This is a genomic window from Corynebacterium tuberculostearicum SK141, assembly GCF_000175635.1.
Lineage (GTDB): Bacteria > Actinomycetota > Actinomycetes > Mycobacteriales > Mycobacteriaceae > Corynebacterium > Corynebacterium tuberculostearicum_C.
Genome location: NZ_ACVP01000023.1, coordinates 282,722 through 299,484 on the forward strand (window position 1 = coordinate 282,722; position 16,763 = coordinate 299,484).

At 58.1% G+C, this 16,763-nt stretch carries 15 protein-coding genes; 4 read left to right on the top strand and 11 right to left on the bottom strand.

Going from position 1 to position 16,763, the window contains the following annotated elements; translation table 11 throughout:
• Positions 1-298 precede the first annotated feature (298 nt).
• A complete protein-coding gene (locus CORTU0001_RS07835) occupies positions 299-1,507 on the top strand; it encodes an IS110 family RNA-guided transposase (protein ID WP_005328739.1) in 1,209 nt (402 codons plus the stop codon).
• Between the two features lie 247 nt (positions 1,508-1,754).
• On the opposite strand, the gene rplS is transcribed toward CORTU0001_RS07835, so the two are convergent.
• The 6 genes from rplS to rimM form a co-directional block, all read right to left on the bottom strand.
• Positions 1,755-2,099, bottom strand: a complete 345-nt coding sequence (gene rplS / locus CORTU0001_RS07840; RefSeq protein ID WP_005325245.1) for a 50S ribosomal protein L19 — start codon at positions 2,097-2,099, stop codon at positions 1,755-1,757.
• 174 nt (positions 2,100-2,273) lie between these two features.
• Positions 2,274-4,610, bottom strand: coding sequence for a Tex family protein (locus CORTU0001_RS07845; protein ID WP_005328741.1), 2,337 nt, complete (start codon positions 4,608-4,610; stop codon positions 2,274-2,276).
• 146 nt (positions 4,611-4,756) lie between these two features.
• Entirely contained in the window at positions 4,757-5,389 is a 633-nt protein-coding gene (locus CORTU0001_RS07850) for a hypothetical protein (RefSeq protein WP_005328743.1), read from the bottom strand.
• Positions 5,390-5,510: 121 nt separating this feature from the next.
• Positions 5,511-5,885 (bottom strand): hypothetical protein, encoded by a 375-nt coding sequence (locus tag CORTU0001_RS07855; protein WP_005328746.1) that lies wholly within the window; start codon positions 5,883-5,885, stop codon positions 5,511-5,513.
• Positions 5,885-6,757, bottom strand: a complete 873-nt coding sequence (gene trmD, locus CORTU0001_RS07860; protein ID WP_005328748.1) for a tRNA (guanosine(37)-N1)-methyltransferase TrmD — start codon at positions 6,755-6,757, stop codon at positions 5,885-5,887. Before trmD ends, CORTU0001_RS07855 begins: the two co-directional genes overlap by 1 nt.
• Positions 6,754-7,251 (bottom strand): ribosome maturation factor RimM, encoded by a 498-nt coding sequence (gene rimM, locus CORTU0001_RS07865; RefSeq protein WP_005328749.1) that lies wholly within the window; start codon positions 7,249-7,251, stop codon positions 6,754-6,756. The genes trmD and rimM overlap by 4 nt, the downstream gene beginning before the upstream one ends.
• A 106-nt stretch (positions 7,252-7,357) precedes the next feature.
• On the opposite strand from rimM, the gene CORTU0001_RS07870 reads away from it, so the two are divergent.
• The gene (locus CORTU0001_RS07870; protein ID WP_084771662.1) at positions 7,358-7,762 is read left to right on the top strand and encodes a cupin domain-containing protein; all 405 of its coding nucleotides are present in this window, start codon (positions 7,358-7,360) and stop codon (positions 7,760-7,762) included.
• Between the two features lie 38 nt (positions 7,763-7,800).
• On the top strand, positions 7,801-8,487 hold the full coding sequence (locus CORTU0001_RS07875; protein ID WP_244262104.1) for a TetR/AcrR family transcriptional regulator: 687 nt from the start codon (positions 7,801-7,803) through the stop codon (positions 8,485-8,487).
• A 218-nt stretch (positions 8,488-8,705) separates the two neighbouring features.
• Here the strand turns inward: CORTU0001_RS07875 and rpsP are convergent, their stop codons facing one another.
• Positions 8,706-9,221, bottom strand: coding sequence for a 30S ribosomal protein S16 (gene rpsP, locus CORTU0001_RS07880; protein ID WP_005328760.1), 516 nt, complete (start codon positions 9,219-9,221; stop codon positions 8,706-8,708).
• Positions 9,222-9,573: 352 nt separating this feature from the next.
• Here rpsP and CORTU0001_RS07885 point away from each other — a divergent pair, with 352 nt between their 5' ends.
• Positions 9,574-11,841 carry an acyltransferase family protein gene (locus CORTU0001_RS07885; RefSeq protein WP_005328761.1) on the top strand — a complete coding sequence of 756 codons (2,268 nt, stop codon included), beginning with the start codon at positions 9,574-9,576 and terminating at the stop codon, positions 11,839-11,841.
• 151 nt (positions 11,842-11,992) lie between these two features.
• Here CORTU0001_RS07885 and ffh read toward each other — a convergent pair whose 3' ends face one another.
• The 4 genes from ffh to CORTU0001_RS07905 all read right to left on the bottom strand — a co-directional run bounded on the left by ffh (position 11,993) and on the right by CORTU0001_RS07905 (position 16,762).
• Positions 11,993-13,642, bottom strand: coding sequence for a signal recognition particle protein (gene ffh / locus CORTU0001_RS07890; protein ID WP_005328762.1), 1,650 nt, complete (start codon positions 13,640-13,642; stop codon positions 11,993-11,995).
• Positions 13,643-13,693: 51 nt separating this feature from the next.
• Complete coding sequence (locus tag CORTU0001_RS07895) at positions 13,694-15,817, bottom strand: [protein-PII] uridylyltransferase (RefSeq protein WP_005328763.1); 2,124 nt, start codon at positions 15,815-15,817, stop codon at positions 13,694-13,696.
• A gap of 6 nt (positions 15,818-15,823) precedes the next feature.
• A complete protein-coding gene (locus CORTU0001_RS07900; protein ID WP_005325265.1) occupies positions 15,824-16,162 on the bottom strand; it encodes a P-II family nitrogen regulator in 339 nt (112 codons plus the stop codon).
• Between the two features lie 231 nt (positions 16,163-16,393).
• Entirely contained in the window at positions 16,394-16,762 is a 369-nt protein-coding gene (locus CORTU0001_RS07905; protein ID WP_005328764.1) for a Na+/H+ antiporter subunit G, read from the bottom strand.
• Between the last annotated feature and the right edge of the window lies 1 nt (position 16,763).

Here is a 16,763-nt window from a genome sequence, read left to right on the forward strand (position 1 = left end):
GACTCAGGATTCGTACTCCTAGCCCCATGCTGGGGCAGGTTATGTTTGTCTGCGTTCCTTCTGCCTTGGGGCAGTGGAACTAGTCGCTGGCTTCGGTATGGCTTGTTTTCGTCCCTGTCTGAAAATGATCCGGGGGTGATGCCGCCGAAGGCAGTGACATACTCCAGACTGCTAATAGGAACCTGACCCGCACAGAATGTGCGAGGTCTCAAAGTAATGTGGATGCCAGCGTGAAGTATGTCCGACCACCAGCGATGAAATAAGTCCCATACTCATTCAGTTCGCTAGGAGGTCTGGCATGACCTACGACTATGTCATCGGCATGGACGTCGGTAAATACTTTCACCACGCTTGCGTCTTAGATATCGACGGCACCCAGGTGCTATCTAAGCGCATCAACCAAAACGAAAAATCCCTGCGCGCACTGTTTTCAGCGTTCAGCGCACACGACCACAAGGTCCTTGTCGTCGTGGACCAGCCCAATAACATTGGTCGACTAACTGTCGCGGTTGCTCAAGAACTCGGGATCGACGTGCGCTACCTTCCCGGTTTGGCTATGCGTCAACTCTCGCGCATCCACGCTGGCAATGCCAAAACTGATATCCGGGACGCCTATATCATCGCCCACGCTGCAAAGAACCTTCCGGAATCCCTCCGCAGCGTCGACCGCGTCGAAGAAGCCTTCCTCCAGTTGAAGGTCCTCAACGGTATCGACGAAGATTTAGCACGCTCCTACACCAGGCTCATCAATCAGATTCGAAGTGCACTAGTAGGCTGCTACCCGCAATTCGAACAGGCCCTTCGCGGTCAGATAATTCACCGCAAGTGGGTTCTGCACCTACTTGCACGCTACGGCGGACCGACCAAGATAAAACGCCTCGGAAAGGCCAAGGCAGCTGCCTTCGCTCGACGCTATAAGGCACGCAATCCTGAACCTGTCCTCGATGCCATTTTCGCTGCCATCTCTGAGCAAACAGTTGCCATTGCTGGTGCACACTATGCCGAAATGGGCGTAGCAATGTCGGCGAAGGACGCGCTTTTAAAGCTCGAGCACCGCACACAAATCGAGCAGGAAGTCATCGAGCTCATCAACGACATCCCCCACACTCAAATCCTGCTATCCATGCCAGGAATCGGACCAAAGACGGCAGCACAAATTCTCATGACCGCGGGCGACATGACCGACTTCCCGACAGCTGGGCACCTAGCCTCTTACGCTGGCTTATCACCTCGGACAAACCAGTCCGGGACCTCGATCATGTCGAACTCACTGAACCGAGCTGGCAATAAAAAATTAAAGAACGCCCTATGGCAATCATCTTTTGCATCCATCAGATTCCACGAGTGTTCCCGGCAATTCTATGAACGAAAGCGCCGTGAAGGCAAGAGACACAACGCCGCAGTAGTAGCACTAGCCCGCAGACGGCTCAACGTCCTCTACGCCATGATGCGCAACCACGAGCACTACCACGATCCCGCACCATCACAGGAAGACCTAGCAGCCTAGACACTAAGAGTAAAGATAGCCGACCGGGTAAAATCCCAGTCGGCTAGCAGCCATGCCCGAAAACAACACGACCAAACAACCCCGCAGAGAGAATCCGCCCCCAATTTCTCCACCCGCTAGGTTGACAACCTATATAGGAACACCCCCCCTTCCCTCTCGGCATAAGGATGAAGGGAATTGGACATAGAAAAATTCCCCTGCACCCACAGTGGGGTGCAAGGGGAAGCTGGCGCGCAGCGCGCTAGTACTAGCGACGCTCCTTGATGCGAGCCTTCTTGCCGCGCAGATCGCGCAGGTAGTAGAGCTTCGCACGACGGACGCGGCCACGGCGGGAGACCTTGATGGACTCCAGGTTCGGGGAGTGAACCGGGAAGGTACGCTCAACGCCGATACCGAAGGAGACCTTACGGACGGTGAAGGTCTCGCGGATGCCGGAGCCCTGGCGACGGATGCAGATGCCCTTGAAGAGCTGTGCACGCTCGTTGTTGCCCTCGATAACCTTTACGTTAACGTCGAGGGTATCGCCTGGGCGGAAGGACGGGATATCGTCGCGCAGCTGTGCTGCATCGACCTTGTCAATAATGTTGGACATGCCAATATTCCTTTTCAGTTTGGGACAGAGGACCCTAGCGGCGTACTGCCTAACCGGTTCGTGCCCGTTACATAGAACGGTGCACTATTTTTCCACATACGCCAGCCGGAACCAAATCCTCATATTGCAAATTTCCTCGCCCCACCCAAGGTTCCTCACCGCAGCGTAAGGAACCTAGAAACCTGCCTTCTTCAGGGCATCGGCCATGGCTCCACCACCACCGGCGCCATTTTGTCCACCCGTGCGGCCGCGCGAGCCACCCCGAGATCCGCGCCCGGATTTGTGGCCGGAGCGCTTTCCGCCTCCTCCGCCGCCGGACTTAGCGGAACCGCGTGGGGAATCACCGCGGCGTTTGGGAGCCGGCTGACCCGGTTCATCATCCAAACGGAAGGAGAGACCGATGCGCTGGCGCTCCACATCAACCTCCATGACCTTCACCTTGACCACCTGGCCAGAGCGCACGACCTCGTGCGGATCGGAAACAAACTTGTGGCTCATGGCAGAAACGTGGACGAGGCCATCCTGATGGACTCCGACATCCACGAAGGCGCCAAATGCCGCCACGTTGGTCACCGTGCCCTCAAGAATCATGCCCGGGGTGAGATCGGAGACCTTATGTACGCCTTCTTTAAAGGTGGCAGTCTTGAACTCAGGGCGCGGGTCGCGTCCGGGTTTATCCAGCTCGGCGATGATATCGGTCACCGTAGGAATGCCGAAAGTCTCATCCGCAAAGTCTGCTGGCGCCAGCGTGCTGAGTACGCGGGTATTGCCAATAAGTTCAGAAATACCCAGGCCCGTCTTCTCCGCGATGCGGGAGACGACAGGATAGGCCTCTGGGTGTACGGCAGAGGAATCCAGTGGATCGGTACCGCCGTTGATACGGAGGAAGCCTGCAGACTGCTCAAAGGCCTTAGGTCCAAGACGCGGTACCTTCTTCAGTTCCTTGCGGGAAGCGAAAGAACCGTGTTCATTGCGGTAGGAAACGATATTGGCGGCGATGGTGGAATTGACACCCGCTACGCGTTCAAGCAGCGGGACGGAAGCGGTATTGAGATCAACACCCACGCCGTTTACCGCACTTTCCACCACGCCATCAAGAGTGCGGGCGAGCGCCGTCTGGTTAACGTCGTGCTGGTACTGCCCCACACCAATGGCCTTCGGATCGATCTTGACCAACTCAGCCAAAGGATCCTGCAAGCGGCGAGCGATGGAAACCGCACCGCGCAGCGAGACATCCATGTCAGGGAATTCTTCTGCCGCAAGCGGCGAGGCGGAGTAGACCGAGGCGCCGGACTCGGAAACCACGACGGGCGTGGGTCGCTGGCCGCCGGCCTGTTTAATTAGGTCCGCAATTTCCTGAGCAAGCTTCTCGGTCTCGCGGGAGGCGGTGCCGTTGCCGATGGCCATAAGGTCTACAGAATGCTTGGCGCACAGGGTCGACAGCGTTTGAACTGCTTGGCTCCACTGGTTCTGCGGCTGATGCGGGTAGACAATGGCGGTATCGAGCACCTTGCCGGTTTTGTCCACTACCGCGCACTTCACACCATTGCGGTAACCCGGATCCAAGCCGATGGTGGCACGCTGGCCAGCAGGTGCCGCGAGCAGCACGTCGCGCAAATTGGTGGCAAAGATCTTCAGCGCGCCTTCCTCCGCGATCTCTTTTAGCCGCATGCGAACGTCCAGGCTGGAGGAAATATAGAGCTTGGTGCGCCAGCCCCAATGGACGGCGTCGGCAAGCCACTTGGAGGAGCGATCCAACTCGAAGCGGGAGGCGATTGCGTCCTCGTAATCGGCGTCATCGCCGGCATCTAGCTGCAACTGCAGCACGCCCTCATTCTCGCCACGCAGCAGCGCCAAAATGCGGTGCGAAGGCAGCTTGTGGAAAGGCTCGTTGAAATCGAAGTAATCCTTAAACTTCGCGCCCTCAGCTTCCTTGCCCTCAACAACGTGCGCGCCCATGGAGCCCTCAGTGAACATACGCTCGCGTACTTCACCCACCAGATCCGCGTCGAGCGCGAAGCGATCCACCAAGATGGCGCGGGCACCGTCGAGGGCCTTCTTGGTGTCCTCAAAGCCCTCGGTGATAAAGGCCTGTGCCAACTCTTCCGGAGCGGCGTTGGGATCCGCAATGAGCTTATCGGTCAGCTCCTCCAGGCCAGCTTCGCGCGCAATATCGGCCTTGGTTTTGCGGCGCTTCTTATACGGCAGATACAAATCTTCTAGGCGCGCTTTGGTGTCGCAGGCAAGGATTTGCTCCTTGAGGGCGTCGCTAAGCTTGCCCTGCTCTTCAATCGCCGCAAGGATGGTCTCCTTGCGCTCCTGTAGTTCCTTTAAATAATTCGCACGCTCTTCAATGGTGCGCAGCTGGGAATCATCCAGCCCGCCGGTGGCCTCCTTGCGGTAGCGGGCAATAAACGGGACGGTATTGCCCTCCGCAATCAGCTGCAACGCGGTAGAAACCTGCGATTCCTTGACGTTGAGCTCGGCGGCGATAGTGGCCGCAATATTCACGTGGTCTCCTCACTCTTTCTCGAGGTTTGGGATTAGACCCACCCAATTTACCGCACGGCTCCTCTGCTACCTTCGCTTGCCGACGCCCCCTAGACGCACAAAACCTCCTTTCCCAGTAAGGGAAAGGAGGTTGCTGCGGCGCGCTCTTAGTAGATAACCACGCGGGCGTTATCGCCGCCGGAGCAGGAAACGCGCGAAGAGCTACCGGAGCAGTACATGGTGTAGGTACCACCGGTGGCCGGCGAGTAGACGCTCAAGGTAGCGCCGGTGCCGCCGCCGGCGACCCAGTTATTCATAAACGCGGTATAGACGTTGCTGGCAAAACCGCTGGAGGTTTTGCTGGTAGCTGGATAGTAGCTAGTGAAGTCACTCCAAGAGTGCCCATTGCTGCTGCCAGAAGACGCTGCCTGTGCCGGCGCTGGCGCTGGAGCATCCTTAGTCTTGGTCACCGTGACCGGGCTGGAATCTTCATCCTCATCCTCAGCATCGTCCTTGGACGAGGAACCGGAGTGCTTGCTAGATCCGGAGCCGCTATTCGCATCCGCCTGCTGGAATTGACTATCGGCAGCAGCGCTGGTCGATGCATCATCCTTGTTATTGGTCACGAACATGATAACCATGGCGGCCACCGCGATGATCGCCACAATTGCTGCGATAATTGCGGCGATGGTGGCGCCGCCTACGCCACCGCTTTGCTGCGGCTGGGAATAATACTGCTGATTGTACTGAGGCGGCTGCTGGTTATATCCACCGTAGTTATTGCCATTGGGAGCCGTCATAATTCAGGGACCACCTTGGGAATAGGAATCTAGAGGGAATGTCCCCTTCACTATAACCTTAGAAGGCATATGCGCTGCAGTTTAGGCATGAAAAAGCGCTAAATAATTGTCTAGATTCCGCTTATAACCCAGAATCCGCCCGCCACACCGCCGGGGCACCAAGCCCCATCTCCGTAAAACCGATTTCCGCACTGCCTACCCACGAGGCTGCCGGCGGCAAGCAGTCTGCTACTAAGGAAGCCACCGTGGCCAGGGGCTGCGTGGTCTTTCCGTTTACGATGAGCCGCCACACCGGTATTCCTTGTGGCCACTGGCCAAATCTGAAGCGGTATTCCTGCGCTAGCGGGCTGCTTTCAGTGCATTCCTCCGCTACCTGGAGAGCGAAAATGCTTAGCGGCTCAAAGCCCCGTGCCCGCAGCGCCTCTGGCAATGCTTCGAGGCTTTTCTCCCACTTCTTGGGCTCTATGAGCACGGAAAGATCGGCGCTTACCTCCATTAGCCTTCACCCTGTGCGTAAGCTTCTTGTTCCAACTGCGCGATGAAAGCCCTGTCTTGTTTATCGAGCTCAGCCGCCTCCAAAAGTTCGGGACGGCGTTGCCACGTGCGCAGCAATGCCTGTTCCCTCCGCCATTTGTCTACCAATCCGTGGTTTCCCGAGGTGAGCACCTCCGGCACGGCTAGGCCACGCCACTCTCGCGGCTTGGTATAGCTCGGGCCTTCCAAGAGACCATCAGAAAAAGAATCTTCCTCATGAGAGCGCTTATTTCCCAGCACGCCGGGGATGAGTCGCACTACTGCCTCAGCAATCACCAACGTTGCCACTTCCCCACCGATCAACACATAATCGCCGATGGAAACCTCGCGCACGCGGTAGCGCCGAGCGGCGTCATCCACCACGCGCTGATCGATGCCCTCATAACGCCCGCAGGCAAAAACAATGTGCTCCTCATTGGACCACGCCCGCGCATCTGCTTGGCTAAACGGTTTTCCGGTTGGCGTCGGCACGATAAGCAGTGGGAGGTCGCTATCCTCATCGGCCGTGGCATCAACCGTATAGGCTTGTGCCTCTACCCCTTCTAATTCGTCATGGCGCGGACGGTTCAGGTGTGGCAGCGCAGACTCTAGATTGGGCGCACTTTCCCGCGCGGCGACGCTATCGAGCGCCGGCCCCCAAACTTCTGGCTTCATAACCATGCCGGGGCCACCACCGAACGGCGAGTCATCGACAGACTTATGCGCATCCGTAGCCCACTGCCGCAGATCGTGCACACCTACTTCAAGGCGACCTTGTTCAATGGCCTTCCCCAAAAGCGCATGCCGCAACGGGTCCAGGTACTCCGGAAAAATGGTGATGACGTCAAGCCTCATAGGTCAAGCAATCCTTCCGGCGGATCGATGGTGCACGTTCCAGCCTCTAGGTTCACCTCAGGAACAATGGCATGCACGAAGGGAATGAGCGCCTCCTTGCTGTTGTCGAGTTCTACCTCCAACAAATCCTGGCTTCCGCCGTGGATGACCGATGTGACCTCACCGATCTCCTCGCCTTCCAGAAGTACGCGGAGCCCTTCCAGCTCATGGTCGTAAAAGCCATCATCATCACTGTCAAGCGGCGCGGCAAAGAACTTGGTACCGCGGAGGCTATCCGCCACTGTTCGGTCTTTGATCTCTTCAAAGGTAACGAGCAGCCTTCCCTTATGGCTCCGGACCGCCTTGATAGTTAGTGTGTGCTCCTTCTTGCCCTGCGTGCCATGAAGAACTTCCCCTACCGCAAAGCGCACCTCCGGTTCATCCGTAGTGGCTTCTACTACGACTTCACCTTTCACGCCGTGCGATTTAATCACGCGACCAATCATCAATTCCATAGCGGAAAGTCTACAACACAGACCTCTTTGCCCTTGTCAGTCACGAATTTTGGCGCTGTGGAAAGCAAACCCAGAATTTGAGTCTCATTGTCGTTAAAGTGGGTTCATGAGCGATCTACCCACCAACTCCCCGGACACGTTTGGCGCAGCTTCTCATTCAGGCGAGGATTCCGTAATGTCCGCACTAAACCTGCTGGACATCGCGCCTGATACCGATCCGCACCGCCCGCGCCCAGGCGTACAGCGCGTCTTGAGCGCCGATGGTGCCAACCTCATTCTCTTTAGCTTTGCACCTGGACAGTCCCTGCCCGACCATAAGGCCGCACATCCCATCACCGTGCAGGCGCTGCGCGGTGAGCTTGACTTCAGCTACGGCAGTGAAACCATCACGCTCACCCCCGGCTCTATCGTGCACCTTCCTGCATATGAAGTGCATAAGGTCGAGGCTACAAGCGAGAGCGGCAACCCTTCTACCCCCGCAATTTTGCTACTCACCATGCTAACCAAATAATTTATACAAGCATAAGTTTTGGTGATAAAATGAGTTTTATGGAAACGCACAATAAGCCCTACCATCATGGAAACCTCCACGATGAGCTGCTCCGTATCGCTGTTCAACTAGGCAAAAGAAGCGGCCCCGAAGCAATTACCGTTCGTGCGGTAACCCGCGAAGCAGGAGTGTCCCCTACCTCCGCATACCGCCACTTCAAGGACCAAGAAGAACTGCACGACAAGGTCGCCGAACTTGCCACCGATGAGTTGGTCCGGCGTTTACACGAGACTACCGAGACTGCAGAGGGCCTAGATTTTCCAGAGCACCTTATGCAAATTGGTTACGCTTACCTCGAGTTTGCCTTGGATGAGACCAATTTCTTCCGCTGCATGCTGGAGTGGAAGGCACTGCGTTTCATGCTTGGCGTCGATCCCAATACGGAAGATGATCCGAAGATGGATCACCTACAGCAGATTCGCGATTTCTTTGCCCTGTTGTCCCGCCACGCCGAAGCACTGGACAATACCACTGAGCCTACGTATTTCCTGCAAAATGCTCTGCTGGCCTGGTCGGCTATTCATGGATTTACCGTGCTTGCCATCAACGGCCCTATGTCGCAGCTTCCACGCGAGCAGATCCTCGAGCTTTTCACTCCGGTTGTTGCAGGCGCGATGCGCGGCATGGACTTTAAGCAACCCTCTAACGTCTACAGCCGCTACTCCAGCTACAAGCCACAGAACTAAAGGCGAACTGACATATCCCCGACATGGATGCCGCACGTTTCCTAGCGCGTCACCGCCAGTAGCGACCGCGTACGCAGCCCCGTTAAGGACTAGCGTGCGCGGTCACTATCGTGTGCCGGCGTTCTTCGCGAACTATAAAGGCCCCGCTACTACGACCCGTGATCGTAGCGGCGGGGCCCGAAGCTAAAGCGCTATGCGCTTAACAAGGGGGGGGCAGATTACTCTGCGGACTCCTCAGAAGCTTCCTCAGCCTTCTCCTCGGCCTCAGCGTCAGCTTCGCCGGCGGCGGCAGCGGCAGCCTCTGCAGCAGCAGCTTCCTCAGCAGCCTTCTTCTCGGCCTCTTCCTTGGCCTTCTTCTTCTTTTCGGTGATGGCCTCGATGGTCGGGCCGTTGTTAGCCTCAGCCAGTGCCTCGTTGAAGATCTCCAGCTTGGACTTCTTCTCCTCAGCAACCTTCAGGGTGCCCTCTGCGCCCGGCAGACCCTTGTGCTTCTGCCAGTCACCGGTGATCTTCAGCAGAGCGAGAACCGGCTCGGTTGGCTGTGCGCCAACGGACAGCCAGTGCTGTGCACGCTCGGAATCGATCTGGATGAGGGAAGGCTCTTCCTTCGGGTGGTAGATACCGATGTTCTCGATGACCTTGCCGTTACGACGGGTGCGGGCATCTGCAATGACAACGCGGTACTCAGCAGCGCGGACCTTGCCCAGGCGCTGCAGCTTGATCTTGACAGCCATGTTGGCTCCTTTACTAGTCACTGGGCAGTACAGACGCGCACGAGATTGTGCGCCGGTTCAACCCTTGGATTTTATCTGCGCGTGACATACCGGCCGACCGTAGACGGAAACGGTGCTACGCAGAATATTACGTTCTTCAGTTTATCTAGCTCAGAAATACGAGCAGACAACCTGGAATATTTTAGCGCGAGCAGCTGCATTTTCAAAAATTACTACGCCACGCACGCAGGTTCGTTATGCCTGCGATACTGAAGCAGAGTACCCTTAAGGGCCGAATATAGACATTTCGTTTCATATGTATGGCGTGCCTTCCGCCCCACCATCCGGGCATAGGCGCACGAAAAGACAGTTTATGACTAAAGAATCACCGCGAAATTTCCGGTACCGCTATGACCTTGATGGTCTGCGCGGTATTGCCATCGGCCTAGTAGTTATCTACCACGTATTCGTCGGACGCGTATCCGGCGGCGTCGACGTATTCCTGCTGCTATCCGGCTACTTCTTCTTGGGCTCCCAGCTGCGCTACGCAAACAAGCCCAACGCCTCCCTGAACCCATGGTGGCCTATCTGGCGAACCTTGCGGCGCCTGGTACCAAGCTTGGTTTTGGTCATCGGCGTGACCTACATTCTGGTGCGCGTTTTCACCCCGCAGCTCATGCGCACCGAGCTCACCCAGCAGATTACAGCCACCATGCTGTACTACCAGAACTGGGAGCTAGCGGAACAAAACGCCGACTACACGGCGGCCGCGGCTGATACCTCACCGCTGCAGCACATGTGGTCCATGGCCGTGCAGGGTCAGTTCTACATCATGGGCATTGCCTTCGCGCTCATCTTGGCTGCCATCATGAAGTTCCGGCCGAAGCAGCAGCCTTTGGGCAAGCGCAGCTTCCCCACGGTCAACCAGATTGCTGGCCCGATCCTCATCGTGGTCACCATCGTCTCCTTCGCCTACGCTTCGCGCCACGGCCTCTATGGAACTCCGGAGAACTACTACTCCACCTGGTCGCGCGCTTGGGAGTTGACCTTGGGCGCGGTCTTGGCCATTTATGGTTCCTCCTGGAAGATTCCAGCCCGCCTCTATGACCTCTTTACTGGTCTGGGCCTTCTGATGCTCATCTTTACTGGTGCCATCATCGCGGACACCACTGCGTATCCTGGCCCGCTTTCCCTCTTGCCACTAGGCGGCGCCGTGCTCATTATATTGGGCGGCGGTGGCAAAATTTCCAAGGCCATGGCCTCCAAGCAGGCGCGCTGGCTGGGCGATGTAGCCTACCCGCTCTACCTGTGGCACTGGCCATTGCTCATTTTGTCCACCTCCTACCTGGGTCAAGAAACCCCGTCGTGGTGGTTGGGCGTCATCATTATCGTCATTTCGCTAGTGTTGGCGGACCTCACGCACCGCTTTGTGGAAAAGCCCCTGCGCCAGCATCGCAAGCGCCCCACGGCCGAGGATCTGCCGGTACGTAAGGGCCTTTCGACCTTGCAGAAACCCGCCGGTGCCGCCCGCGGTGTGGGCGGCGTCGTAGTCGCTGCGGCTGTTGTCGGCCTCTTGGCTATCCAGCCACTGTGGATGCGCACCCTTGATGATGCTGATGCGGAGCTTTTGGATCCTGCCCTCTACCCCGGCGCAACGACGTTCATCAACGACATCACCCCGCCGGATAACGTGGAGGTCAAGCCTGATCCGATTCTGGCCGGCGGAATCCAGCCACCAGTAGCGACAAATTGGTGCTTCGTGCCAGATAGCCAGCCTGCTGACTTCTTCTTCGAAACCCGCAAGGATGGAAAGACCCCCTGCATTTTCGGTGACCTCAACGCAGAGAAGGAAGTCTATTTGGTGGGCGGTTCCCACGCGGAGCAGTATTCTGCCCCGCTGGACCGCTTAGGCAAGGAAATGGGCTTTAAGCTGGTACCGCTGCTGCGCCAGGGATGCCCGATTGAATTGGGTGACGATGTCACCGTGACCCCAGAGTGTGCCGAGTGGGGCAAGCTGGTCATGGATCGCATCGAAGAGGCGAACCCGGCCTTGGTCATCTCGAATACCACTCGCCCGCAAAATGAATTTGGCACCGGCCCCGATGCCGTGCCCGCCGGCTACCAGGCATTCTGGGAGGAATTGGCCGAACGCGATATTCCCTTCTTGGGCTTCCGCGATAACCCGTGGGGATTCGATGAAGAAGGCCGCCCTCGCGAGTTTGATGAGTGCTACGTCGCTACTGAAGATGCCTACGGCTGCGGCATGCGCGTTGAGCAGGTCTACCAGCCTTATGATCCCGGTGCAGTCGTGCTGTCGAAGTACCAGAATATGCTCTCGATCGATACCGCTCCGTGGTTCTGCGATGCCAATGGTGACTGCCCCGTCATCATCGGCAATACGATGGTCTACCGCGACATGCACCACATCACCAATGCTTTTGCGGAATCGGCAATGCCAATGATCCGCGAGGCCCTAAAGCCCTTCCTCAACGGGGAAAAAGTCCAGCAGGAAGCCCCTGATATTCCACCGGAGCAGGCTGCAGGAGCCGTGGAGCAAGCGCCCGCAGCACCTACCGACGCCGGAAAGCAACATGCCAACCCAGTCCCTTACCCCAACGCCGCACGAGACGATGCGGTCTAGGCCATAGCTCGGTCGCGCACAAGCTCCGAGAGCGAAGGCGCCTCATGCGAAGGTGCGCTGGGGCTTAGGGCGGCGTCGGCAAGCCGCACAAAAAGGAGGCTCCCGCAGCAACGCGGAAGCCTCCTTCTTTATGCTTTAAGGCTGGGGAACGCTACTTTTTACCCTTGCCAAAGTCCAGGTTGTCAAGATCGATATTTTCCATTCCCTTCGGCATCTTTGGCATGCCGGGCATACCTGGCATGCCACCGCCGCCGCCCATTTGCTGCTGGAGCTTTTGCAGCTCCTCCATGGACGGCATACCGCCGCCACCGGGCATTCCTGGCATTCCGCCCATGCCCGGCATACCGCCCGGCATCTTCGGGCCGCGGTTGCCGCCGCCTTTGCCCTTCTTTCGCTTGCCATTCTTGCCCTTGCGGCCCTTGGGCTTCTTCTTGGTAGCGGAGCGACCACCCATGCCGCCCATGCCGAATTGGCCGGCCATCTTGGACATCATCTTCTTAGCCTGGTTGAAGCGCTCAATGAGCTGGTTGACCTCGGAAACGCTAACACCAGAACCATTAGCAATGCGCTTGCGGCGCGAAGCATTGAGAATCTTCGGATCCTCGCGTTCCTGGGGCGTCATACCGCGAATAATCGCCTGGATGCGGTCCAGCTGCTTTTCATCCACCATGGCGGCCATTTCATTCATCTGCTTGCCGCCGGGCATCATCTTCAGCAGATTGCCGATGGGACCCATCTTGCGGATCATCAGCATCTGCTCAAGGAAGTCATTTAGCGTCAGCTCGCCAGAGCCCAGCTTAGAGGCTGTTTCTTCGGCTTTCTGGTGGTCCAGGGTTGCTTCAGCCTGTTCGATAAGGGAGAGCAAATCACCCATACCCAGAATGCGGCTGGACATGCGCTCCGGGTGGAAGACATCGAAATCATCGAGCTTCTCACCGGTAGAGGCGTACATGATGGGCTTGCCGGTGACCTCACGGATAGACAAGGCCGCACCACCACGGGCGTCACCGTCCAGCTTGGTGAGAACGACGCCGGTAAAGTCCACGCCATCGCGGAAGGCCTCGGCCGTCTGCACGGCGTCCTGGCCGATCATGGAGTCGATGACAAAAAGGACTTCATCCGGGTTGACGGCATCGCGGATATTGCGCGCCTGCGTCATCAGGGTCTCATCGATGCCCAAGCGGCCAGCGGTATCGATGATGACCACATCGTGCTGCTTCTGCTTAGCCTCAGCAATGCCCCGCTTGGCGACGTCCACCGGGTCCCCGTGCGAGGTACCCATTTCATGCTCGTTGGAGTCTAGGGAGGTTCCCGGATCCGGTGCGAAGGTCGGCACCTCAGCGCGCTCGCCGACAATTTGCAGCTGCTGCACCGCGCCTGGACGCTGCAAGTCACAGGCCACCAGCATCGGGGTATGGCCCTGCTTAGCTAGGTGCTTGGCCAACTTACCGGCCAGGGTGGTTTTACCAGCACCCTGCAGGCCGGCGAGCATGATCACCGTCGGCGGGTTCTTAGCCAAGTTCAGGCGGCGGGTTTCGCCACCAAGGATCTCAATGAGCTCCTCATTGACGATCTTGACTACCTGCTGCGCCGGGTTGAGCGCCTCAGAGACTTCCGCGCCGCGGGCACGTTCCTTGATGCGCTTGATAAAGCCACGGACGACGGTCAAAGACACGTCGGCTTCCAGCAGCGCGAGGCGGATCTCGCGAGCGGTGGCATTGATATCAGCCTCGGTCAGTTTGCCCTTACCGCGCAGGCCCGCCAGGGCTGACTGTAGGCGGTCTGATAGTGAGTCAAACACTACGGATGCGCTCCCTTAATTTAGATCGATCTAAAGTTCAACTATTCAATCTTAGTCCCTAGCCAGGGCCCTGGTCACATTCCCCACCACGGTAGCGCGAGAAACCTGCCCGGCGAGGTACACATTGACGATCATCGTCGCGCCCAAAATCTCATGGCGCAGCCATACAAAGTCCGGCAATGCCTCTACCAAGTGCCCTAAAGCGCCGATGCGCTCGACCGTTCGGATGACCAAAATGCCGCCCACATCGAATGCCGCGGTGGTCACCTCTCCAGCAATGGCCGGCAGCTCCGTATAAGTTCGTGAGTTATAGGACTGGATAAACCTTATCTCCTGCGCTGCCTCCTTTAGGGTCTGTTGCACCGTGCGGATGAAAAACTCCGCCTTATAGGCGCCGTCCTCCTCGCGAACGATATTCGCCCGCACGATGGTCCACCCCAGCGCCGATAGCAAGGCGAAGATGCGCTTTAGCTCCCCTTGAGAGGTACCGCACCACGACACGCTGACTTCTTGGTCTTCCCAATCCACTGTGAGCGCAACGCCTTCGCTAGATAGCGGTACATGCACAGCAGGACGGTCGAGAACACGTGGTTTGAGCGCCTCAAGTGCCCGCGCGACGATCAGCTTCTGTGCTTGCTCCACTCGCGGTGTCCACACGCCAGGCCCGGTCGATTGGGCATCAGCCTCAGCCAACACCGCTAACAGGGATATAGTCAGCTGGTCATAATGCGCGGCAGCCAAGAGGGCATCGCGAGCGGCATCGGAAGCCGGGTCCATCGTCGCCGCTAACCGCGCCAAGGTGGTATGTTCTGCCACCAGGGTTTGGGCGCGCGACCTATCGGCAACACTCAACCGCATACGGGCTGCCTGGCGGGTAATCATCTCCGCACCTACTTGCGCATGAGGGCGCCCGTAGCCCTTGCCTATGTCATGGTAAAGCGCCGCCAAAAGCAATAAGTCCGGACGAGCCACCGAGGTACGCATTTCCGCACAGCGGGTAACCGTTGCGATGAGATGATGGTCCACTGCATGGACGTGGCTGCGCTCGCGCGGCAATAAGCCGCGCACATGCCCCCATTCTGGGACTAAGCGTTCCCATAGGCCATAGCGGTCCAAGTCTTGTATGACGCGCGGCGTGCATCGCGGGGAGGACAAAATAGCGAAGAAATCATCCACCGCTGCCCGCGGCCAGCGTGGCGGCAGCTCGGGCAGATCTTGGAGCTGGTGCCACGTGGTCTCTGCGATGATATATCCCGTGCGTGCCGCGGCAGCCGCCACGCGGGTGAGCAGCCACGGGTCCTTTACATTTGGCTTGCGCGAAAGGAAAATACTGCCGGCCTCAGCCACGACGTCCACATCGAGCGGGCGGCGCCGACCCCGGCCGGACGCTGAAGCATTACGGCCTAGTACCCCACGGGCGGTTGCAAGGCCGCGCTCCACCGCCTTATTGACCGTGGCTGCCGCACTGACCAAAGCTGCCGTCAGTGCGTAGCGGCTTTCAAACCCCAGATCCGCCGCTACGTCCGCGGCGAACTCGGGATCCAGTATGTCCCGGTGGCGCCGGGCTGTGACGTGCAGGAGCGTGCGGGCGTCGAGAAGCAGCCGCTGCTCACCGTCCAGATCTGGAAAGTCGCACAGGTTTCCCAAGGCCATCGCGCGCAAGAGCTGAATATCGCGCAGTCCCCCGCGCCCATTCTTCAGGTCCGGGTTCGTCATCGCTGCCACCGCGCCCGAACGTTTCCACCGAGTAATCGCGGTATCCAAGAAGTCATCAAAGCCGCGCTGCAGCTGGCGCCGCCACGCCGCAAGCAATTGCGCCCGCGCCTCATCCACCAGGACCTTGCGTCCTGCTACAAAGGCCAAATCCAACTGGGCAAAGCCGGCAGAGGCATCCTCGGCGGCAATCGCCCCGCACTCTTGTGGGGTGCGCAGGGCATAATCCAGGCGGTACTTAGCATCCCACACGGGATACCACAGCTGCTCCACCAAAGCCGGATCTGGCTCGTGGCCTTCCGGATAGATGAGGATGACATCAATATCCGAGTACGGAGTCATCTCATTGCGGGCAAAGGAACCGGTGGCAGCGAGCGCGGTTCCAGGTGGAAGCTCGAGACTGCGCAATACACGAAGCGCCGAGGCATGGGCCTCGGCGCGAATCTGTGCGGCGGTATGCATGCGGGCTTAAAGTGCCGCCTCGCCGCGCTCGCCAGTGCGCACACGAATGGCATCTTCAACTGGGGTTACCCACAGCTTGCCGTCGCCGATCTTGCCCGTGTAGGCAGCATCCACGATAGCATTAATGATGTCTTCAACGTGGTCATCGGCCGCAACAACCTCCAGCTTGACCTTGGGCACAAAGTCAGTGGCGTATTCTGCTCCGCGGTATACCTCGCTGTGTCCACGCTGCTGCCCAAAGCCCTGGCTTTCAGTAACAGTGAGGCCGCGTACTTCCTGCTGCTCCAGAGCCTGACGGATTTCCGGCAGGGTGAAGGGCTTAACGATGGCCGTGATGAGTTTCATTGTTACTCCTTGCTAACTCTTCGGGGCGGGTCTAGAGGCACCGAATAACGTGCATCCATTCTAGCCCGAGCACAGCAATTGCTGTGCAACTTTTTCCACATTGTGAATCCAGGCCGCTGGTGGGCTCAGAAGACCCCACTGTGCAACCAGAAAAGCGGCGAGCTGTTCTGTTCTCCCCGCAGCTACGCACAGGAGCAGAAAAGGCTCGCCGCCAGAAGGAGCTGAAGAAGACTAGATATCGTCTTCCTCTGCTTGCACGGTCTGAACTTCCTTATTGGTGTGCTTGGCGTGCTTGACATCGGTGACGGTTACGCCATAGATGGAACGGCCCAGATAAAAGGAACCTACCGAGCCGATGATCCATACACCGAAGCAGGCGATCAGTGCCTGGATGAGCAGCCACAGCGAAAAACCATCGCGACCAAAGTCCACGACTAGCTTGGCCACGATGATCAGCGGCACCGCAAGTCCCACGGTAGGGCCCAGCAGGTTGGCACGGGTCAAGGCATCGGGCGCTCGCCACAGAGACACCACCGTAGCGACCACCAAGAGGGTAGCGATAATAAGCAGGACCGAAGCGATAACTTCAGAGATGGCCATG